The following is a 20,059-nucleotide window of genomic DNA, read 5'->3' on the forward strand; positions in this document are numbered from 1 at the left end:
CCGGAAAACCCTGGCACCCTTGACCTGGCTCAATGGCCAGGAGGATCGATCCGGGTATCATCGCCCCCATTCAAGGGAACGAGATTCCCAACCCCACTCTCTTTCGAGGAGGTATGCCATGTTCTGCAACCAGTGCGAACAAACCGCCAAGGGAACCGGATGCACCAAGTGGGGGGTCTGCGGCAAGTCCCCCGAGGTCGCGGCGCTCCAGGACCTGCTGACCTACGCCGTGCGCGGCCTGTCCCAGGTGGCCACCGAGGGCCGGCGGGTGGGCGTGGTGGACGCCGACGTGAACCGGTTCACGGCCAAGGCCATCTTCGCCACCCTGACCAATGTGGACTTCGACCCGGCCCGGTTCGAGGCCTGGGTCCGCGAGGCCGTGGAGCGGCGCGAGGCCCTGAAGGCCAAGGTGGCCGCGGCCGGGGGCCGCACCACCTTCGACGACCCGGCCGCGTCGTTCCAGCCCGCGGCGGACCAGGCCGGCATGGTCAAACAGGGCGAGGAGGTGGGCCTGCCCATCGATCAGGACCGGGACGAGGACGTGAAGAGCCTGCAGGAGATCACCCTGTACGGCATCCGGGGCGTGGCGGCCTACGCGGACCACGCTGCGATCCTGGGCCAAGAGGACGACTCGGTCTACGCATTCATCCACGAGGCCCTGGCGAAGATCATCGACAAGGGTCTGGGGCTCCAGGACTGGGTGGGCCTGGCCCTCAAGACCGGCGAGGCCAACCTGCGGGCCATGGAGCTCCTCGACGCCGGCAACACCGGCCGCTTCGGCCACCCCGTGCCCACCGAGGTGCCCCTGGGCCACAAGAAGGGCAAGGCCATCCTGATCTCGGGCCACGACCTCAAGGATCTCGAGGACCTGCTCGAGCAGACCCAGGGCAAGGGCATCTACGTGTACACCCACGGCGAGATGCTCCCGGCTCACGGGTATCCGGAGCTCAAGAAGTACCCCCACTTCTACGGCCACTACGGTACGGCCTGGCAGAACCAGAAGAAGGAGTTCGCCGAGTTCCCGGGCGCGATCCTGATGACCACCAACTGCCTGCAGGAGCCCAAGGAGGAGTACAAGGGGAATATCTTCACCACGGGTCTGGTGGGCTGGCCCGGCGTGACCCACGTGAAGAACGGCGACTTCGGACCGGTGATCGAGAAGGCCCTGGAGCTGCCCGGTTTTGCCGAGGACGAGGACAAGGGCACCGTGATGGTGGGGTTCGCCCGCAACGCGGTGCTGGGCGTGGCCGACAAGGTGATCGAGGCGGTGAAGGCCGGCGCCATCAAGCACTTCTTCCTGGTCGGCGGGTGCGACGGCGCCAAGCCCGGCCGCAACTACTACACCGAGTTCGTGGAGAAGACCCCGGCCGACACGGTGGTCCTCACCCTTGCCTGCGGCAAGTTCCGGTTCTTCGACAAGAAGCTCGGCGACATCGGGGGGATCCCGCGGCTGCTGGACGTGGGCCAGTGCAACGACGCCTACTCCGCGGTGCAGATCGCCGTGGCCCTGGCCAACGCCTTTGACTGCGGGGTGAACGACCTGCCCCTGTCGCTGGTGTTGTCCTGGTACGAGCAGAAGGCGGTGGCCATCCTGCTGACGCTGCTCCACCTGGGCATCAAGGGCATCCGGCTCGGGCCCACCCTGCCCGCGTTCATCACCCCCAACGTGCTGAACGTGCTGGTGGAGAACTTCGACATCAAGCCCATCTCCACCCCGGACGAGGACCTGCAGGCCATCCTGAACGCGGCCTGACCCCTCGGACGAGCGCCTACACGTGGAAACGCCCCGCCGGCGGCATGCCGGTGGGGCGTTTTTGCGCGGCCCCTTGGCTCACCGCGCAGCGCCTCTGACGCTAGGATCGCGAAATGGTCCGGATTGCACCGAGTTGCTATGAAACCAGCTCTTCGGTTTCGCGCCTGCGCGGCGAATCTGAATGCCCGGCTTCGCGCCCGGCCGGAGGCAGGTCCCTTGCCCCGCCCGACGAGAACTCTCGGTGAACGCAACTCGGTATCAGACCCCCAGGGCCTCGGCCACGGCCCGGGCCAGGTCGCGGCTGGCCACCGGCTTGAACAGCAGGGCCGATGCGCCCACCCCCGCCGCGGCCGACTCGTCCAGCGACTCGGAGTAGCCGGTGCACAGGACCACCGGGAGATCCGGCCTCACCTCCCGGATCCGCCGGCACAACTCGGTTCCCATCAGGCCCGGCATGGTCTGGTCCGTCACCACCAGGTCCCATTCCCCGGGGCCCGAGCGGACCAGATCGAGCGCCTCGGCCGGATCGGTCGTCCACCGGGTCCGGTAGCCCACCCCCTCCAGGACCGCTGCGGTGGCCTCGGCCACGGCGGGTTCGTCGTCCACCACCAGGACCCGCTGGCCCGCGCCCCGGGCCCCCCCGTCCGGCCACGGGGCCCCACCGGCCCCTTCCTGCACCCCGGGGAGCCACACCGAGAAACGGGTCCCACGGCCCGGCCGGCTGTCCACCTCGACGGTGCCCCCCATGGCCTCCACCATGCCCCGGACGACGGCCAGCCCCAGCCCACTGCCCTGCCCCACCTCCTTGGTCGTGAAGTACGGCTCGAAGATCCGGGGCATCAGCTCCTCGGGGATGCCCGGCCCGTCGTCCTCCACCACGAGGAGCACCCCGTCCCGCTCCCCGCGCCGGGCCGGCTCCACGGCCACGGTGACCCGGCCCCCTGAGCCGCGCACGGCCTGGTAAGCGTTGGTGACCAGGTTCATCACCACCCGCTGGAGCCCCGCCGGGTCGGCCAGCACCGCACCCGCGGCCGGATCGATGCACTCCTCGATCTCGACGTTCGCCGGGATGGCCGCCCGCAGGAGCACCAGGGTGTCGGCCACGGCCCGGGCCGCGTCCACGGGCTGCCGGGGGCCCTCGGTCTTCCGGCAGAACGCCAACAGCTGGGCCACCACCTGCCGGGCCCGCTCCGAGGCCTCGAGGATCCGTTCCAGCCGCCTCCGCAGCTCGGGATCGGCCGGTCCCCGGCCCAGGGCCAGCTCGGCGTTGCCCAGCACCACGGCCAGGATGTTGTTGAAATCGTGGGCGATCCCCCCGGCCAGCGTGCCCACGGCCTCCATCTTCTGGGCCTCCCTCAGCCGGGCCTCGAGGGCCTTTCGCTCGGTGATGTCTGTGGACGTCTCGAGCCGCACCCACCGACCGTCCACCCACCGGATGGCCCGGTCGCAGTTCAGGTAGAATCGACCGGTGACGGGGTTTCGTCCCTCCCACACCACCGTGGGGGCGGCCTCGCCGTCGGGGCCGACCAGGCGGGGGTTCGTGCAGTGGTCGCACGGGCCGTCCCGGTGACGGAATACCTCCCAGCACCGTCGCCCGACCGGATTGGTTCCGAACGCCTCGCGCATGCGGGCGTTGGCGAACAGCACCTCGTGGGTCTCCATGTCGGCCACGAACACCAGTGCGTCCATGCCCTCGAGCACGGCGGTGAGGATCTGCCGCGCCGCCTCGGCGTCGGCCTCGGCTCGGCTCGTCCGGGCCAGGGCCCCCTCGAGCTCTGCCGTTCGCTCGCGGACCTGCCGCGAGAGCGAACGGTTCCACACGATGACCAGGGCGAACAGCAGCCCCACCGCGCCCACCACCCCGGCCGAGGTCCACCACACCTCCGGCCGGCGGTAGAAGGGCTTTCCGATCAACCCGATCCAGCGGCGCTGCATCGCCTCCTGCTCGTCCGGGGGAATCGCGGCCAGCCCCTTGTCCAGGATGCGGGCCAGCTCGGGCCAGTCGCTGCGCACCCCGAACCGCAGGTTCCACTCGAACCCGGAGTAACCGGCCACCCGCAGGTTCGTGATGCCGAGCCGGCCGATGAAATAGGACGCCACGGCCAGGTCCACCAACGCCGCGTCCGCCCGCCCCAGCGACACGGCTTGGAGCGCTTCGGGGTCGTCCCGGGTGGGAACGACCACCACCTCGGGATAGTTCTGCCGCACCCACCCCACCGTGGCATACCCGGCGGGCACGGCCACGTGCATGCCGGCCATGTTGGCCAGCGTGAGGTCCCGGTCCAGGTCCTCACGGGTGAGGATCACCACGGGGATCGTGATGTAGGGGCGGGTGAAGGCGAGGTACTCGTCGCGTTCGGGGGTCTGCTCGATCGCGGCCACCAGGTCGACCCGCCGATCCCGCAGTTTCTCGAGGATCTCCATCCAGTCCCCGCACGACTCCACCCGGATCCGGAACCCCAGCATCTCCTGGATGCGGGCCAGATAGTCCGCGGCCAGGCCGGCCGGCCTTCCGTCGCCGTCCACGAAGTCGATCGGGGCGTAGTTGGGGATGGGGCACCACCGCACCTGGCCCTCGTGGGCCTGGAGCCAGGCGCGCTCGTCGGGCGTGAGCAGGTCCGATGCGCCGGCCGGCGGGCACGCGAACATCCCTGCCAGCAGAAGAGCGGTGACCAGCCAACGTGTGCGGGCCATGGAAACCTCCCGGTCCCCGTTTCGACTGGGGTCGCGGAACTCTTGAAAAATCGGCGGGGAGAGCCGGTGCCGTTCTCAATCTATCACCGTTTCGGTCCTTGGCCATGTCGCGCTCCGCGCTTGACAGCCGCACCGCGGCTGGGCCACCGTGGCGCCCATGGAAAGGGAATCCCCGAAGTCCCCGTGGCCCGCCTTCTCCTGCGTGGCCGCCGGGGTGTTCATGGCCACCCTTGACTCCAGTGTCGTGCACGTGGCCCTGCCCGCGATCCGCACCGACCTGGGGGCGAGTCTCGCGGTGGTGGAATGGGTGCCCAACGCCTACCTGATCGTGATCACGGGGCTCCTGCTGGCGTTCGGCCGGCTCGCCGATCTGCTGGGCCAGCGGCGGGTGTACCGGTGGGGCCTCGGCGTGTTCACGGCCGGATCGGGGCTGTGCGCGCTGGCCCCCGGTGCGGGGGCCCTGGTGGCGGCGCGGGTGGTGCAGGGAACCGGAGCGGCCATGCTCATGGCCTGCTCCCCCGCGATCATCACGGCGGTGTTCCCCCCCGAGCACCGGGGCCGGGGGCTGGGGCTCGTGGGCACGACCGTTGCGGCCGGTCTCACGGCCGGGCCTGCCGTGGGCGGGGTGCTGTTGGGGGTGTGGGGGTGGCGTAGTCTGTTCGCGGTGAACCTGCCCTTGGGGATCGCGGCTTGGCTCTGGGCCGGGCGCGTGCTGCCCCCCCTCCGGTTCCAGAAAGGCCGCGAAGGGTTCGACCGGCTCGGCGCGGCGTTGCTGACGGCAGGCCTCGTGGGGGTGGTGCTGGCGGTGAACCGGCTGGGGGTCTGGGGGGTCGGGGCCCCCCGGCTGTGGGCGCTGACCTCGGGGGCGGGGGCGGCGCTGGCAGCCTTCGTCTGGCGTCAACGTCGGGCCCCTTGGCCGCTGGTGGATCTGGGGCTGTTCCGGAACCGCTCCTTCTCCGCGGCCGTGACGGCGGCCGTGTTGGCGTACCTGGCCGGGTTCGTGGCGGTATTCCTCCTGCCGTTCTACCTGGCGGATCTGCGCGGCCTGTCGCCCCGGGCCATGGGGCTGGTGCTCACGGTGCCGCCGCTGGTGATGAGTCTGGTGGCACCGTGGGCCGGCGGGTTGTCGGACCGGATCGGGTACGGCCGGCTCACGGCCGTGGGGCTGGCGGTGCGGAGCGTGTCCCTGTTCGGGCTCATGCTCCTCGGCGCCCGCACCCCCATGCCCGGCCTGGTGTTGGCCCTGGGCCTGCTCGGCGCGGGGAGCGCCCTGTTCAGCCCGCCCAACACGTCGTCGATCATGGGGAGCGTACCGCCCGAACGCCTGGGCGTGGCCGGGGGGGTGGCCGCCGTGGCCCGGAACCTGGGCATGGTGCTGGGCATCGCCGTGGCCGGAGCCGTGTTCCGGAGCGTGGCCGGCGACCCGGCCGAGGTCGCTCCGGCCCGGTTCGTGGCCGGCTGGCGGGCCGCCATGGCTGCGGGCCTGGCGGCCTGCCTCCTGGCCCTCGTGGTCTCGTTGACCCGGGGCCGGGACCCTCGGAGGGGGGAGGCCCGGTTCACACCGACCCAACCGGCGCCCGCTGGCCGCCCCAACAGCGAACCGGAGCACGCCGTCCCAACGTCCTAGCGTCCCAGCGTCCTAGCATTCCAACTCCCGAACGAGGGAAGCCATGCAGAAGATCCTTGTGTTCCAACGAGACGGAATGGGAGCCGAAAAGGTGCGGGCCGTGAGGGAGCTGCGGCCCGACCTGGAACTGCGGGTGATCGACGTGGACGGGCCGTTCCCCCCCATCGTGGACGATCCCCAGGACCACTTCCCGCCGGACCTGGAGGAGCAGCTCGCCTGGGCCGACCTGGTGCTCGACCACCTCTACCACCCGGACCTCACCGGGTTCCTGCTCGACCGGTGCGACCGGGCCGGCAAGCCCGTGGTGGCCTCGGGCCGCAAGCTGCCCCGGGCCCACACCCCCACCACCTGCTGCACCCTCGGCCGGATCGCCGAGCTCGGGGAGTACGCCGAGTCGTTTGGCGCGCCCGAATTCTGCGTGGAGATCCGCGACGGCCGGATCGCCGCCGTGGAGGTCATTCGGGGGGCACCGTGCGGGGCCACCTGGAAGGCCGCCCGCAAGGTCGTGGGGCTCCCGGTCGAGGAGGCCGTGCCCCGGCTCGGCCTGGAGACCCAGTTCCACTGCTATGCCAAGGCAAACCCCAACGTGTTCCTCACGAACCCCCTGCACGTGGCGGGCGAGGTCCACGCCGCGGCCCTGCGAAAGGCCTTGAGGGCGAAAAACGGGGAGGGGTGATCTCGGACCGCCCCGCCGCCTTGCGGGGCTGGCGCCGCTCGCCGGACAGACGCCCTCCTGGAGCAGGGTGTCGGCTCAGAAATAGGGCCGAAGTTGCCGGGCCAGATCCTCGGGCCACACCGCGCACACCGGCTCTTCCAGCACCGCCTGGAAGAAGTTCAGGTCCGGTGCGAAATCGCGGAGGTTCAGGTGGGTGCGGGGCACGATCCGGAGCTGCGCCGGAAGGGGCTCGCCCGCGTCAGGGCCCACGAACAACGCGGCGTTGAAGCTGTGGATCCCGGCGTCGGCAAAGCAGGCCAGCACCCGCCCCAGGCCGTCGAGCAGGGCGCCCCATCCTGCCGACTCCAAGGCCTCCAGACGCCCCAGGCCGGGGGCCAAGGCCCAAACCTCCCCCCAGATCCCCACCGGTGCGAACGGCACCCACCACTCCCATGGCCCGGTGCGTCCCAGGTACCTTTCGTCCCGGGCCCTCTCCGCCTCGGCCAGGGCGGCCCACACCCCCGGATGCCGGGCGGTGGCCTCGAGCGCCTCGGCCAACGCCCGCGGCGCGATGTCGAACCGGAAGAACTGGATGTGGGGATGGACGAGCCCCCCGCCCGACGGGGGCATGTAGTTCCAGGCCATCACCGGGTACCGGTGCCGGGGGTCGGCCCGGCCCACGGCCTTCCAGTAGGCCAGGCCCAGTCCCAGCCCGTCGGCGAGGCGCCGGCGGGTCAGCCCCTCGAGCCCCACCACGTGATCGCGGGTCAGCACGCACACGGCGCCGTGCACGTCGTAGGGGAACAGGTTCGGCGCGAGCACGGCCTCGCCCGCCTCGAGCCGGCCCCCGGGGATCACGGCCGGGTCGAACCGCGGCAGCTCCCGCTCCCGGTTCCCGGGGCAGAACGGGCAGTGGCCCTTGACCTCGGGCGCCGCGTACCGCTCCAGATCCAGGGGAACGGGCCGCACCGCTCCGAAGTGCCCCACGCGCACCGTCCGGCCCGTCACCGGGTCGCGGCGCACCTCCACCGGCGCAGCAGCAGGCGAAAACCCCTGCCGCGGGTCGAGGAGCCGGCTCACGGCCGGCCGCCGCTCGAACGAGACCGCCACGCTCACGGCCGGTCCTCCACCCGGATCGTCACGGCCTGCGCGGTGAGCCCCTGCCCGCCGCCGTGCGCTGCGAACTCCCTCGTGCCATCCCTCTGCCTCCGCCCCCCTCCCCTTGGGCAAACATAGTTTATTTTTCCCCCTTGTAACCCGAACCGGACCCCCCTGCCAACTCCCGGGTTGACAAACCGGCCAACCTGCGCCTAGGCTCTCCACCGGTTGTTTGAACCGGGAGAAGGGGCGTTTTGTTACCACGCGGCAAGGAGGGTCGTCATGCGGAAAGGTCTGGTGTGTGCGCTCGCCGTCGTTCTCGCCCTGCTCGCCGGTCCCGGCTGGGCCGGCAGGGTGGTGAAGCTGGGCCACGTGGCCCCACCGTTTCACGGCCAGCACCAGGGGCTCCTGAAGCTGGCGGAGGTGGTGAAACAGGAAACCGGGGGGCAGTGGGAGGTGAAGGTGTTCCCGCTGGGCCAGCTGGGCGGGGAACGGTCCATGGCCGAGCAGGTCCAGATGGGCACCCTTCAGGTCGCGGCCATCACCACGGCCGTGCTCTCCAACTTCGTGCCCCAGGCCGCGGCCCTGGACCTCCCGTTCCTGTGGCCCGACCGGAAGACCGCCTACGCGGTGCTGGACGACCCGGAGTTTCAGAAGGAGTTCTTCAAGTTCTTCGAGCCCAAGGGGTTCGTTGCCATCGGGTTCGCGGAGAACGAGTTCCGCCACCTCACCAACTCCAAACGCCCGGTCCGGCGGCCCGAGGACCTGAAGGGCTTGAAGCTCCGGCTCATGGAGGCCCCCATCTTCCTCGACACGTTCAAGCTGCTGGGCGCCACGCCCGTGCCGATGCCGTTTCCCGAGGTGTACAACGCCCTGCAGCAGGGGGTGATCGACGGCCAGGACAACCCCCTGCTCACCTCGGTCCTCATGAAGTTCACCGAGGTCAACAAGTACGTGACCCTGCTCAACCACACCCTCACCGAGACCGTGATCGTGGTGAACGCCGACTTCTGGAACAGCCTGCCGCCCGACGTGCAGAAGGCGTTCCGCAAGGGCGCCCGGGAGTGCATCCGCACGAACCGGGCCGTGAACGCCGCCCTGTACAAGAAGCTGCCCAAGCTGGGCATCTCGGTGGAGGAGTACTGCAAGAAGAACGGGATCCAGGTCATCGATCTCACGGCCGACGAGCGGGCCGCCTTCCGCAAAGCGGTGAATCCCATCTACGACAAGTACCGCGCCCAGATCGGGCCCGGATTCATGGACTTCCTGCTCTCGAAGGTCAAGGAGCACCAGGGCAAGTAGTCCGGTGCGGCTCCTGAAACTGGCGGAACAGATCGAGGAGGCCCTGCTGGGGTGGGGCCTCCTCGCTTTGGCGCTCCTGGGGTTCGTGCAGGTGGTGCTGCGCTACGCGTTCGGCACCGGCATCGACTGGGCCGAGGAGGCGGGGCGGTACGGCTGCATCGCCCTCACGTTCCTGGGGGCCAGCGTGGGGGTGCGCCACGGCACCCACTTCTCGGTCGAGCTCGTGGAGCGGCTGCTGCCCGAGGGCGGCCGGCGGTGGCTCAAGGCCTTCGCCAGCCTGGCCAGCGCCGTGCTCTTCGGCCTGGTGGCGTGGTACGGCTACGCCCACGCGGCCAAGCTCCACCGGTTCGGGGTGACGAGCGCATCGCTCCAGATACCGATGTGGGTCCCCTACGCCGCCATCCCCCTGTTCTCGAGCACCATGGCGGCCCGGTTCCTGGCCGATGCGGTGCTCCGGGTCGCCCGGGGCCGGGGACTTGCCTCGCCCGAAGGGGGGGCGTGATCCCGTGCTCACCACGGTCGTCCTCACGTTCACGGTCCTTCTGCTCCTGGGGCTCCCCATCGCCGCGGTCATGGTGGGGGTCACGGCGCTGGCGCTGAGGCTCCACACCTTCACGCCCCTGCTGATCATCCCCCAGCAGCTGTTCAACGCGCTCGACAACTTCGTCCTCCTGGCCATCCCGTTCTTCATCCTGGCCGGCCGGATCATGACCGAGGGGGCCATGGCCCGCCGGCTGGTGGACGTGATGCGGGCCCTGGTGGGCACCAAGCGCGGCGGGCTGGCCGTCACGGCCGTGCTGGCCTGCCTCTTTTTCGCGGCGCTTTCCGGCTCGAGCCCGGCCACGGTGGTGGCCATCGGGTCGATCATGATCCCCGCCCTCGTGCGCAGCGGGTACCCCGAGCAGTTCAGCATCGGCCTGATCACCAGCGCGGGCTCCCTGGGCATCGTGATCCCCCCGTCGATCCCGATGATCCTGTACGCACTGGTCATGAACGTGTCGGTGGCCGAGCTGTTCATGGCCGGCATCGGGCCGGGGCTGCTGATCGGGGGGGTGTTCACGGCCTACGTGCTGTGGAAGGCCCGGCGGGAGAACTGGCGGATCGAGGGGGGGCTCACCTGGGCCGAGGCCCTGCGGGCGGTGCGCCACGGGATCTGGGCCCTGTTCCTGCCGGTGCTGGTGCTGGGGGGGATCTACTCGGGGGTGTTCACCCCCACCGAGGCGGCGGCGGTGAGCGTGGTGTACGCCCTGTTCGTGGAGGCGGTGATCCACCGGGAGCTCACCTGGAAGGGGCTCCACCGGGCCCTCGTGGAGTCGGCCGTGCTCTCCGGCTGTCTCCTTCTGATCCTGGCCTGCGCCATGGCGTTCGTCTGGCTGCTCACGGCCGAGGGGCTGCCCGCCACCGTGGCGGAGTGGGTGGTGGCCCGGGTGGAGAGCCCCTGGGCCTTCCTCCTGTGGGTGAACCTCTTGTTCCTCGCCCTGGGGTCGGTCATGGACGACGTGTCGGCGATGCTGATTCTATCGCCGATCTTCGCCGAGACCCTTCGGCGGCTGGGCATCGACCCCGTGCACTACGGCATCGTGATGGTGCTCGTGATCGAGTTCGGATTCCTGACCCCCCCATTCGGTCTGAACCTGTTCGTGGCCATGGGGCTCACCCGCAAGCCCATGGGCTACGTGGCCCGGGCCACCCTGCCGTTCCTGGCGCTCCTGCTCCTGGCCCTGGCCGTGGTCACCTACGTGCCGGCCGTGAGCCTGTGGCTGCCCTCGCTGTTCTTCCGGTGAGCAAGGCGGCCGGCTGGGGGTAGGGGAAAAGAGAGGGGCCCGAACCGGGCCCCTCTTGTGGGCTTCCGCGGCTCTACCGCTCGCGCTCCTCGGCGTCGAGCCCCTCCTCCTTCATGCACTCCACGAGCTTCGAGGCGTCCTCCCCGTCGATGTGGATCAGGAAGTCCCGCTCTCCGCCCCGGCGGCTCGGCAGGTAGGCGGCGTTCAGGACCCGGTGGCCCATCTTGGCCACGCACTCCAGGGCCTTCATCATGAGCTCGGGCGTGTCGCAGTGGCGCACGATGACCCGGGCCCCCTTTTCGCCGATCCCCAGCAGGGGGTTCAGCACCAGGTAGAAGAAGTCGTTGGTGGTGAGAATGCCCACCACCTCGCCGTCCTCCACCACCGGCAGGCAGCCCACCCGCTTCTCCTGGGCCAGGCGCACCGCGTTCTCCACCGTGGTGTCCGGGGTCACGGTGACCACGTTGCGCTGCATGATCTCTTTGACGGTCAGCTTGGCGAACAGGTAGTGGATCTCGTGGAGCGAGAGGCTGGTGGCCATGGACGGCGACGCCCGCAGCACCCGGTCCTTGGTCACGATGCCCATCAGCTTGCCGTCGTCCACCACCGGCAGCCGCTCGATTCTCTTTTCCTTCATGAGCTTGGCGGCTTCCAGGACCGGGGTGGTGCTGGGTACCGTGATCACGGGGCTCGTCATGATGTGGCGAACGCGCATGGGTTTCCTCCTTCGGGCTGGGGAACGAATCCACGAGATCAAACGAAGGGTCAGTATACACAAATTCGCGGCGAACGCTACGAGCCCAGAAACGCGAGCACCGCCTCCTGGGCCGCGGCGGCGGCCTCACGGAGCCGCCACGAGCCCCGGTCCCGGGGCCCCACCGGGTTCGAGACGCCCCGCACCTCGCCGAACGGCACCCCGAAGGCGAGGCAGGCGTGGGCCGCGGCCGCCCCCTCCATGCTCTCGCACACGGCCCGGTGGCGCCGGGCCAGGCGCACGGCCCGATCGGCCGTGCCCGTGACCGTGGACACCGTGACGAACCCCCCCTCTCGGCACGGAGCCACCCTCCCCGCCGCCGCCGAGAGCCGGCCGCACAGCCCCGGGTCCACCGGCAGGGTCTCGTACCACTCTCGGTCTTCGGCCCGCCACACCGGCAGACCCAGGGCCTTGAGCCCCCGCAGGCCCGCCCGGGTCTCGGCCCCCTCGTCGCCGTAGACCTCGCGGGTGGCCACGGCCAGGTGGCCGGGCTCGAGCCCCGAGCCCGGGTAGGCCCCCCCCACCCCCACCTGCACCACCGCGGCCGGACGCAGCACCGGCACGAGCGCGCCCAACGCCAGGGCGGTGTTCGCCTTGCCGACGCCGGTCACCAAGACCCGGACCGGCGTTCCTCCCAGCACGCCCTGCCAGGCCGGCCACGGACCCGCGCACCGCACCGCTTCAAGCCTCCGGGTCAGGCGCGACACCTCGGCCTCGGTCGCCGCGATCACGAGGATCGGGCCCGGAACCTCGGTCGCCGGTCGTCGGTCGTCGGTCGTCGGTCGTTGGTCAGGGCCCCCACCCAACGCCGGTGACCCGCAGGCACGGGGCCGGGTCATGCCGCCTCCCGGGCCTCCCTCGGCTCCATGGGCCGGCCGCAGCAGATCAGCTCGGGCGCCTCGTCGTCCTGGCGCAGCACGGCCACCTCGCTGCCGCACACCGGGCACCGGTACACCGGCACCACCCGAACGGCCTCCATGGGTTGATTGCAGCAGTGGGGCTCCAGCGCGGCCGAGGCCGCGTTGATCACCACCACCTCGGCCCGGCACACCGGGCACCGGTACACCTGGCCCACCCGCACCGGCCGGCTCATCGCTTCGGCTCCACGGCCACCATGGGCTTTCCGTGGCACCGGGGCTCCAGGGTGCCGGTGCCGCCCTTGATCACCATGATCATGTTCGAGCACTCCTGGCACCGGTAGGCCGTGCCCACCCGAATGTGCCAGGCTTGGAGCCACTCGTCCACGGTCCACTCCGGGCTGGAATACCGATCCTGCATCCCGCTCCTCCTCTCCGCGTTCCGGTCGATCCCGCACCCGCGGGCCGGCTTCCCCACGGGGTCGTGGGACCGTCCCCGCCGGCGGCGCGGCCCCTGCCGCACCTCAGCGGGGCCGATGGGTTGGTTCCCGCAGCGGCTGCAGAATATACCATGCCGTTCCCCTTGCCACACTCACCGCCGAAACGGCGCCACCCTCGGCCGCCGAGCCAAAAGGCGGGGTTGTCCAATCGACCACCGTTCTGGTAACAAGGAGAGCATCTCCCTCGGGGCGGGAGACGAGCCCCGAGCCGGAGGCCTCCGCCCCAGGAGGGCTTCCGGCTTGGAGGGCTCGGCCGCACGCAAGGGCCGACGGGCCGGAAAGGGGGGGCATGGCTTCCACCCAGCTCATCCGTCAGTGGACACTTCTCCAGGAGCTCGCGGTCTCCCGGTTCGGCCGCACCGCCGCCGAGCTGGCCCGGGCCGCCGAGGCGTCGGCCCGCACCGTGCGCCGCGACCTGGCCGACCTGGAGGCGGCCGGGTTCCCGGTCGAGCGCCTCCGCGACGGCCGGGAGGTGCGCTACCGCCTGGCCCACACCAAGGCCCTGCCCCAGATCCCCCTGGACCTCCACGAGGCCCTGGCCCTGCACCAGGCCGCGCTCACCGCCTCGCTGTTCCACACCGCGGCCTTCCACGAGCCCCTCGAGTCGGCCCTGCGCAAGATCCTCCGGACCCTGCCCGAACGCGTGCGCAACCACCTGGGCCGGGTGTCGGCCGCCTGGTCCCACCGATCGCCGGCCTCGTCCCGGGCGGGCCTGCTCCACACCCTGCGCGTCCTGTCCGAGCAGGCCGCGGCCCGCTGCCGGGTGCGGATGCGCTACCACAACCTGGAGGCCGAGCTGCGCGACCGGGTGGTGGACCCCTACCTCCTGCGCCAGCACAACACCGACGTGTACCTGCTGGCCCACTGCCACTTCCGGAGTGAGGTGCGCCTGTTCCACACCGAGCGGATCCTCGAGGTCGAGCCCTTGGACGAGGAGTACCAGATGCCCCCCGGGTTCGACCCGGACCGGGTGTTCGCCGAGAGCCTGGGCGTGTTCCTGGGCCCGGCCGGCCACGCCGTGGTGCGCTTTACCGGCTGGGCCGCCCGGTACGTCATGCACCGCCCCCTCCACCCGGACCAGCAAGTGCTGGAGCGCGCCGACGGCCACGTGGTCGTCCGGGTGCCGGTCCGGGGCCACGCCGAGATCACCCAGGCCGTGCTCCGCTTCGGCGACCGGGCCGAGCTCCTGGGCCCGCCGGACCTGCGCGCCCACGTGGCCCAACAGGTTCGCACCCTGGCGGAGCGGTACAGCCGGGACGGGGAGGATGGGCAGTGATCGGCACCCTCGCTTCCGGGACGCCCGAGCCTTCCAGCTTTCTGGCTTTCCAGCCTTCGAGCGCGACGAAGTCGCCCGATGGACAGGATCTGACCGGAATGGGGGGTAAATTTCTTTGAACGCCCCGCCGGCGCCGTAGTACCACAAATGAAAGCGCGGGATGGAGGAGTCCGTACGAGGAGTGGACCAGATGACCGTTGAACCGAAAGTGGATCTTGGTTTTCAGCTCCTGGGGCAAACATTGCCCGTGGACCACGGCTATCTCCTCTATGCGGCCATCAGTCGCATCTTGCCCCGGTGGCACGACATGACCGGAGTGGGGATGGCGCTGGTTCGAGGGCGGTACATCGGGCAGGGCTTGCTCGACATCTCGCCACGCTCGGAACTGGTGCTGCGGGTGCCCGCAGGCCTCATCTCAGAAGTCTTGCCGCTGGCCGGCAAAAGCCTCGACATTGCCGGCCACGCCGTTCGGGTGGGTGTCCCCGTCACCCGTGCCCTGGCGCCAGCGGCCACCCTGTACGCCCACCTCGTCACCACACGGAACGGGCACGACCAGGCCCGATTCGAGGACGAGATCCGGCGCCAGGCCGGCGCACTCGGTGTGAAAGGGAAACTCACGATCGGGCAACGCAGGACCTTCGCCGTCCACCGCAAGCAGGTGGTCGGCTACTCTGTGCTGGCCAGCGAACTCACGGCGGAGGAGTCTATCGAACTGCAAGAAAGCGGGCTCGGGGGGAGGCGGAAGATGGGGTGCGGGGTGTTCGAGGTGTGGAAGGGATGACCGTTACGAGTCCGCCGGTTGTTCTCGCCAAGAAGCCGCGGGAGAGAACCTCACCACGGCCCGAGGAAACCCTGGTCGGCCACACCGCCAGCGCTTTGGCGTGTTTCACCAAAATGTTCGGGCGCGCTCACGCCCCGACTCGCCTCGCCCAGCTCTGGTTGGCGTTCTTTCGGGTCCCGAAGGTACTTTGGCCGGCCTTCTGGCGGAACGGGCCCCTTGCGGTCGCTCTCCACGACGTGGGGAAAGCCAACTCCGGATTTCAGGGCATGCTTCTGAGGGGTAAACCCCAGGTCCTCTGGCACGACCACTTGGGTGCCATGCTCCTTGGATGGGACGAGATAGGACGTTGGTTCGGCAGCCTACCGGAAATCGACGGTGACCTGGTGCGTAGCGTCGTCGCGGCACACCACCTGCGGTCGGCCTTCGAAACGTTCGGGGAGCGCCTCGATGCGGACCGGGACGCCTTCGAGCCGATCTGGCCTGGAATCCTTGACGTGCTCGAAGTCGCGGCCCGAACGGTCGATGCAGCGCCGCCCACGTTTGATCTTCGCGACGGCTTCTGGTCGTTGGGGGGACCCCGAGGGTTCGATTGTACGCCGCTGCGCAAAGCGACCAAAGACATGCTCCGGAAGCTTCGGCGGGCACTGGGTCGGGACGAAAACCGTGCGCGGCTCCTCTGGGCCGTTCGCTCTGCGGTGATTCTCGCAGACAGTGCCGGATCCGGCCTCGTGCGCGAGGGGCACGACATCGCGGAGTGGCTCGACGAGGCATTCTCTCCTCGGCTCGTCCTCGACGGTGCCTACATCGAACGCGAGGTGATCGAGCCCCGTGTCAGGGAGATCAAGGAGAAGAAGGGGAGTTTTCAGTGGAGCGGCTTCCAGGTCGCCGCAGACGACCTGCCGGCCCGGGCGCTCTTGCTAGCCCCCTGCGGCAGCGGGAAAACCCTGGCGGCCTGGCGGTGGATCCGGGCTCAACTCGACCGGCGGCCCGCCTCCCGCGTGCTCTTCCTCTACCCGACCCGAGCCACGGCCACCGAGGGGTTTCGCGACTACGTCTCCTGGGCGCCCGAGGCGGATGCTCGCCTCCTGACGGGTACCGCTGCCTACGAGCTCGAAGGCATGTTCGAGAACCCAGCGGACCCTCGGTCGGGCAAGAATTTCACCGACGAGGACCGCCTCTTCGCCCTTGCCTTTTGGCACCGCCGCATCTTCAGCGCCACGGTCGACCAGTTCTTCGGGTTTCTCCAGCACGTATACAAGTCCACCTGCCTCCTGCCGCTCCTGGCCGACAGCGTGGTCGTGATCGACGAGGTGCACAGCTTCGACCGGAGTCTTTTCTCCGCCCTGAAAGGGTTCCTGCAAACTTTCGACGTGCCCGTGCTCTGCATGACCGCAACCTTGCCAGCCAACCGCCGCGCCGAGTTGGTGGGGGCCTGCGGCCTGACGCCGTTCCCCGCCGAAGCACAAGACTTCCCGGACCTTGCGGCAAAGGCGAAGATGCCCCGCTATCGCACGAAACGCATCGACCGAGACGACGCGCCGATGATCGTGCAGGAGGCCCTGGACCAGGGCAAGCGCGTGCTCTGGGTCGTGAACACCGTATCCCGCTGCCAGCAGTTGGCTTTGACTCACCGGGCCCTCTGCTATCACAGCCGGTACCGGCTGCGCGACCGCAAGAAGCGACACCGCGAGGTGGTCGACGCGTTTCAGGCGGGCAGCGGGCCCGTGCTGGCGGTCACGACCCAGGTGTGCGAGATGAGCCTTGACCTCGACGCCCATGTCCTCGTTTCGGAGGATGCCCCGGTCACGAGCCTCATCCAGCGCATGGGGCGATGCAACCGCCACGCTGAGCCGGGGGCGGGATCTCTCGGAGAGGTCTTCCTGTACGAACCCGAGGATTGGAACCCCTACTCCCCCGAGGACCTGGCCGGCACCGCCGAGTTCGTGGCAGCCGTGGACGGCCGTTGCGTGAGCCAGGAGGAGTTGGAGGAACTACTGGAGAGGCACGGCCCGAAGGGCGTGCAGCCTGACACCTACACGGCCTTCCTACTGAGCGGGCCCTGGGCCGTGAGCGGGGAGGAGCGACTCCGCGACGCCCGGGATCATTCGGTGCCGTCGATCCTACGGGGCGACCTTCCTGAGTATTTCGACCTGAAGCGATCAGGAGAGCCGGTTGACGGCCTTGTCGTACCGGCACCCCGTCGGCTGGTGCGCCCCGATACCCGCCTCGGCCGGCTCTACCAGGTGGCACCCTCCGAGAACTACGACCCGCAGTATGGGCTCCTCGACAGTCCGCAGGTGGTGATCGAATGACGACGGCTCGCTTTGAAGGCAACGAGGGAAAGACCCTCGTCCTGGAGTACGACCTCTTCGACCTTCCAACGGCCCAGCACAAGGCCGGGCTCGCGGGACTCTTGCTCGTGGTCGAGTCGATGAAACGCCGCGGGCTGGCGCCGCGGCCAGAGGTGGACGTTGGCGCAACGTCGGCGACGGTACGAACGAGCCGAGAGGGCTTTCAGGCGCTTTTCGATGACTTGTACGATGCGGAATGGGTGGAGACCGAATCGCGCCAGAAATGGCCAGGAAAAACGCCAAAGCGAACCGAAGAACGAGAGGTGGGCACGAGCGATAAACCAAAGAAGGAGAAGCGTTTCATCTATGACGTCGTGCAACCGCGGGGCAGGTTCCTGCGGGCATTCTACCCGCCTGGGGCGGAATCATGGGTGAAGCTCTGGCGCGACATGATCTGGAACACCCAACGCAGCCGACCGAGGGCCCGGCGCGTTTACGACGAACGCGCCGACGGGAAACCCTCGTCCCTCGGTGGGCTGTGGGCCGAGTTCGAGAAGTCGGCCAAAGACAGAGTTCGGGGCCGCACGCGGACCACCGGCTTCGGGGGCTCCCTTTTTGTCGGTGCCCAAGACTCGAACGCAGAGCGCGTCTCTTTCAAAGGCACGGTGGAGGAGACCCTCCTCCTCCACTTCTGGCCCGCCATCGCGGCGATCTACGCCCCCAGTCGGCTGAAAATCGATCGCGGGCAAGAGGGCCTCCAAGCCAAATCGGAGGACGCAGGCTATCTCGTGGTGATACCTGAACCCGGGCACTTGGAAGATTTCGTGGCCGACTCCATCAGCGCGCTCGGCTCGCTGGACCCCGCGGCCAGGGGGAACGACTACCGGCCGAAAGCGGCTCGGATCGACGTGCCCGCCGAAGGAGGGTTGGAGTACCTCTACCACCTTGCCATGCACCGCACGGCGGGTCGTGAGTTGGCCGACCTGCTGGTCGCCGTGGAGATCTACCACCTGGAAAAACGAGGGAACAACGTAAGGATGCTCGCCGCCGACCGGCTCGCACCCCGGCGGCGCCTCTTGGAGCAGTACGAACGGCTCCGCGAACAGTGGGCGAACCCGCTGTACAAGGCGGTGAGGCTGTCGAACCTGCTGGCCGACGCGCCCTGGTTCCAGGGGTTCGACAGGTGTTTCGCCGAGAACCCCTGGCAGATGTTTGTCCATACGAAGGAGACGCCAGCGTGGCCCCGCTTCTTCGGTCGCGATGTGAGGGACGTATTGGCAACGATCGAAGAGCGAGACTCATCCAGGAAGGGAGAAGACGACATGAGCGAAGAGGAACGGATCGACGCACTGGCGCTGCGGGTGCATCGGCTCATTCGAGGCTACGTCAACGCCCGCACGGAAGAGAGGTCCGGGAAGAAGTACAAGGATTTCAAGAATAACCGGGACGACAAAGGCCGGGTGATTTACCCGAAGGAGTACCGCGAAGCCAGAGAGAAGGTCTGCTCGGACGCCTTTCTCGCCATGCGCGGCCGGCGCGACCAGGACTTCGTGGAGTACTTCACCGGCACGATCTGCTCGGTCCCCCATTATCTCCCCGAGGACGACTATCTCGCCGTCGCCCAGGCACTGCTCGCCGACTGGCAGACTGTGAAGACGCTCTCGATGCTTGCTCTCTCGGCGAGTTCCTTTCTTGCCTCAGAAACCCCTGCCATCCAGGAGGATGCATCATGAACCTCTTCGCCACTGTACTCACCTACGCCGCCCCCAGCGCCAACTACCGAGGCGAGTCCGCCGAGAACCGCGCGGTGATCCAGAAGATCACGAAGGGGCGCTTCGAGTACGCCATCATCTCTCCAGAGGCCATCCGGAACGCGCTGAGGGAGACATTGCGTAAATTAGGGCTGCCCTGTAACCGGAGTCGCCTCGACGACGAGGAGCAACTCGCCGTAGAGTTCCAGGACTACCCGGATAGTGGCCGCTTCGCGGATGATTTCTTCATGGGCTGGATGATCGCCCCAAAGCCCCAAGAACGTAAGAAGATCCTCGACGCTGTAGCGAAGTCTCCGCACCGGTCAAGCCAACCCTTCACGTTCAAACGCGACTCTGTTCTTCGAATGAACATGGCCGTCGCCCTGGAGCCTTACCGTCACGACAGCGTGTTCACCCAATCGCCGCTCAACGCCGGCAAGAGCCCTTGGAAGAACGCTACCAGCTCCCAACTCCTGCATCGGGAGACCGCCTACACCGCATACCAGTTCCCGTTCGCCCTGAACCTGGAGGACTGCCGCGTAAAACCTCACTGGACCCGGACGCTGCTGCGGGCAATCGGACAACTGAACGAAGTTGCAGGCAACCACGCCCGTAGCTATTTCGAGATGGCGCCCGCTAGCATCGTGGTTCGGCTCACCCCAAGCCTGGTTGCCGGCTTCAACACCTACGGCTTCGAGATCGCCGAGGACGGGCGCCACGTGCTCCCTGAGATCGAACAGGGCCTTTTGGCCGGCGAGACAGCCGACGAAGCGGACTTCCCCGGAGGCGAGTTCTACCTTGGTGGCAAGGTCGTCCGGGACATGGACGAGGCCACGGTGAAAGAACTGCAGAATCGGGGCGTCACGCTCGATCGAAGCCCTCAGAGGTTGCTTGAACGTGTGGCAGACGCAGCATTGCCGTCTTCCTAGCCGGGTC

17 protein-coding genes are annotated in these 20,059 nt (G+C 68.9%); 11 read left to right on the plus strand and 6 right to left on the minus strand.

Features of this window, described 5'->3' with window-relative positions:
• Positions 1 to 118 precede the first annotated feature (118 nt).
• Entirely contained in the window at positions 119 to 1,753 is a 1,635-nt protein-coding gene (hcp, locus tag DEFCA_RS0107785) for a hydroxylamine reductase (RefSeq protein ID WP_025322465.1), read from the plus strand.
• A 258-nt stretch (positions 1,754 to 2,011) separates the two neighbouring features.
• Here hcp and DEFCA_RS20495 read toward each other — a convergent pair whose 3' ends face one another.
• Positions 2,012 to 4,447, minus strand: a complete 2,436-nt coding sequence (locus tag DEFCA_RS20495) for an ATP-binding protein (protein ID WP_025322466.1) — start codon at positions 4,445 to 4,447, stop codon at positions 2,012 to 2,014.
• Positions 4,448 to 4,604: 157 nt separating this feature from the next.
• On the opposite strand from DEFCA_RS20495, the gene DEFCA_RS0107795 reads away from it, so the two are divergent.
• Together DEFCA_RS0107795 and dfsP are read left to right on the plus strand one after the other, a co-directional pair.
• Entirely contained in the window at positions 4,605 to 6,074 is a 1,470-nt protein-coding gene (locus DEFCA_RS0107795) for an MFS transporter (RefSeq protein ID WP_025322467.1), read from the plus strand.
• Between the two features lie 43 nt (positions 6,075 to 6,117).
• Positions 6,118 to 6,750, plus strand: coding sequence for a DUF166 family (seleno)protein DfsP (gene dfsP / locus DEFCA_RS0107800; RefSeq protein WP_025322468.1), 633 nt, complete (start codon positions 6,118 to 6,120; stop codon positions 6,748 to 6,750).
• A 75-nt stretch (positions 6,751 to 6,825) separates the two neighbouring features.
• Here the strand turns inward: dfsP and DEFCA_RS0107805 are convergent, their stop codons facing one another.
• Positions 6,826 to 7,845 (minus strand): hypothetical protein, encoded by a 1,020-nt coding sequence (locus DEFCA_RS0107805; RefSeq protein WP_025322469.1) that lies wholly within the window; start codon positions 7,843 to 7,845, stop codon positions 6,826 to 6,828.
• Between the two features lie 264 nt (positions 7,846 to 8,109).
• On the opposite strand from DEFCA_RS0107805, the gene dctP reads away from it, so the two are divergent.
• The 3 genes from dctP to DEFCA_RS0107820 are packed head-to-tail and all read left to right on the plus strand — an operon-like array spanning position 8,110 to position 10,913.
• Entirely contained in the window at positions 8,110 to 9,129 is a 1,020-nt protein-coding gene (dctP, locus tag DEFCA_RS0107810; protein WP_025322470.1) for a TRAP transporter substrate-binding protein DctP, read from the plus strand.
• A 4-nt stretch (positions 9,130 to 9,133) separates the two neighbouring features.
• Positions 9,134 to 9,631 carry a TRAP transporter small permease gene (locus DEFCA_RS0107815; RefSeq protein ID WP_025322471.1) on the plus strand — a complete coding sequence of 166 codons (498 nt, stop codon included), beginning with the start codon at positions 9,134 to 9,136 and terminating at the stop codon, positions 9,629 to 9,631.
• Between the two features lie 4 nt (positions 9,632 to 9,635).
• Entirely contained in the window at positions 9,636 to 10,913 is a 1,278-nt protein-coding gene (locus tag DEFCA_RS0107820) for a TRAP transporter large permease (protein ID WP_025322472.1), read from the plus strand.
• A gap of 73 nt (positions 10,914 to 10,986) precedes the next feature.
• Here DEFCA_RS0107820 and DEFCA_RS0107825 read toward each other — a convergent pair whose 3' ends face one another.
• The 4 genes from DEFCA_RS0107825 to DEFCA_RS0107840 all read right to left on the minus strand — a co-directional run bounded on the left by DEFCA_RS0107825 (position 10,987) and on the right by DEFCA_RS0107840 (position 12,945).
• Positions 10,987 to 11,628, minus strand: coding sequence for a CBS domain-containing protein (locus DEFCA_RS0107825; protein ID WP_025322473.1), 642 nt, complete (start codon positions 11,626 to 11,628; stop codon positions 10,987 to 10,989).
• A gap of 77 nt (positions 11,629 to 11,705) precedes the next feature.
• Positions 11,706 to 12,506: a futalosine hydrolase gene (gene mqnB / locus DEFCA_RS0107830; protein WP_169709505.1), complete on the minus strand. Its 801-nt coding sequence runs from the start codon at positions 12,504 to 12,506 to the stop codon at positions 11,706 to 11,708.
• Complete coding sequence (locus DEFCA_RS0107835; RefSeq protein WP_025322475.1) at positions 12,503 to 12,760, minus strand: hypothetical protein; 258 nt, start codon at positions 12,758 to 12,760, stop codon at positions 12,503 to 12,505. The genes mqnB and DEFCA_RS0107835 overlap by 4 nt, the downstream gene beginning before the upstream one ends.
• Entirely contained in the window at positions 12,757 to 12,945 is a 189-nt protein-coding gene (locus DEFCA_RS0107840) for a hypothetical protein (protein ID WP_025322476.1), read from the minus strand. Before DEFCA_RS0107840 ends, DEFCA_RS0107835 begins: the two co-directional genes overlap by 4 nt.
• A gap of 368 nt (positions 12,946 to 13,313) precedes the next feature.
• Here DEFCA_RS0107840 and DEFCA_RS0107845 point away from each other — a divergent pair, with 368 nt between their 5' ends.
• From DEFCA_RS0107845 to DEFCA_RS0107865, 5 genes are all read left to right on the plus strand, one after another.
• Positions 13,314 to 14,300, plus strand: a complete 987-nt coding sequence (locus tag DEFCA_RS0107845; RefSeq protein WP_025322477.1) for a helix-turn-helix transcriptional regulator — start codon at positions 13,314 to 13,316, stop codon at positions 14,298 to 14,300.
• Positions 14,301 to 14,490: 190 nt separating this feature from the next.
• On the plus strand, positions 14,491 to 15,081 hold the full coding sequence (cas6, locus tag DEFCA_RS0107850; protein WP_025322478.1) for a type I-MYXAN CRISPR-associated protein Cas6/Cmx6: 591 nt from the start codon (positions 14,491 to 14,493) through the stop codon (positions 15,079 to 15,081).
• Positions 15,078 to 17,393, plus strand: coding sequence for a CRISPR-associated helicase/endonuclease Cas3 (locus DEFCA_RS0107855; protein WP_084318950.1), 2,316 nt, complete (start codon positions 15,078 to 15,080; stop codon positions 17,391 to 17,393). The genes cas6 and DEFCA_RS0107855 overlap by 4 nt, the downstream gene beginning before the upstream one ends.
• Positions 17,390 to 19,105 (plus strand): type I-MYXAN CRISPR-associated protein Cmx8, encoded by a 1,716-nt coding sequence (cmx8, locus tag DEFCA_RS0107860; protein ID WP_025322480.1) that lies wholly within the window; start codon positions 17,390 to 17,392, stop codon positions 19,103 to 19,105. Before DEFCA_RS0107855 ends, cmx8 begins: the two co-directional genes overlap by 4 nt.
• A complete protein-coding gene (locus tag DEFCA_RS0107865) occupies positions 19,102 to 20,052 on the plus strand; it encodes a CRISPR-associated protein Cas8 (RefSeq protein WP_025322481.1) in 951 nt (316 codons plus the stop codon). The genes cmx8 and DEFCA_RS0107865 overlap by 4 nt, the downstream gene beginning before the upstream one ends.
• Positions 20,053 to 20,059 lie beyond the last annotated feature (7 nt).

The sequence above is a fragment of the Deferrisoma camini S3R1 genome, assembly GCF_000526155.1.
GTDB classification, from domain to species: Bacteria; Desulfobacterota; Deferrisomatia; order Deferrisomatales; family Deferrisomataceae; genus Deferrisoma; species Deferrisoma camini.

Excerpts from the sequence above, each read along its gene's own strand:
- hcp (WP_025322465.1), top strand. The coding sequence starts at position 119 with ATGTTCTGCAACCAGTGCGAACAAACCGCCAAGGGAACCGGATGCACC.
- DEFCA_RS20495 (WP_025322466.1), bottom strand. The coding sequence starts at position 4,447 with ATGGCCCGCACACGTTGGCTGGTCACCGCTCTTCTGCTGGCAGGGATG.
- DEFCA_RS0107795 (WP_025322467.1), top strand. The coding sequence starts at position 4,605 with ATGGAAAGGGAATCCCCGAAGTCCCCGTGGCCCGCCTTCTCCTGCGTG.
- dfsP (WP_025322468.1), top strand. The coding sequence starts at position 6,118 with ATGCAGAAGATCCTTGTGTTCCAACGAGACGGAATGGGAGCCGAAAAG.
- dctP (WP_025322470.1), top strand. The coding sequence starts at position 8,110 with ATGCGGAAAGGTCTGGTGTGTGCGCTCGCCGTCGTTCTCGCCCTGCTC.
- DEFCA_RS0107825 (WP_025322473.1), bottom strand. The coding sequence starts at position 11,628 with ATGCGCGTTCGCCACATCATGACGAGCCCCGTGATCACGGTACCCAGC.
- mqnB (WP_169709505.1), bottom strand. The coding sequence starts at position 12,506 with ATGACCCGGCCCCGTGCCTGCGGGTCACCGGCGTTGGGTGGGGGCCCT.
- DEFCA_RS0107835 (WP_025322475.1), bottom strand. The coding sequence starts at position 12,760 with ATGAGCCGGCCGGTGCGGGTGGGCCAGGTGTACCGGTGCCCGGTGTGC.
- DEFCA_RS0107840 (WP_025322476.1), bottom strand. The coding sequence starts at position 12,945 with ATGCAGGATCGGTATTCCAGCCCGGAGTGGACCGTGGACGAGTGGCTC.
- DEFCA_RS0107845 (WP_025322477.1), top strand. The coding sequence starts at position 13,314 with ATGGCTTCCACCCAGCTCATCCGTCAGTGGACACTTCTCCAGGAGCTC.
- cas6 (WP_025322478.1), top strand. The coding sequence starts at position 14,491 with ATGACCGTTGAACCGAAAGTGGATCTTGGTTTTCAGCTCCTGGGGCAA.
- DEFCA_RS0107855 (WP_084318950.1), top strand. The coding sequence starts at position 15,078 with ATGACCGTTACGAGTCCGCCGGTTGTTCTCGCCAAGAAGCCGCGGGAG.
- cmx8 (WP_025322480.1), top strand. The coding sequence starts at position 17,390 with ATGACGACGGCTCGCTTTGAAGGCAACGAGGGAAAGACCCTCGTCCTG.
- DEFCA_RS0107865 (WP_025322481.1), top strand. The coding sequence starts at position 19,102 with ATGAACCTCTTCGCCACTGTACTCACCTACGCCGCCCCCAGCGCCAAC.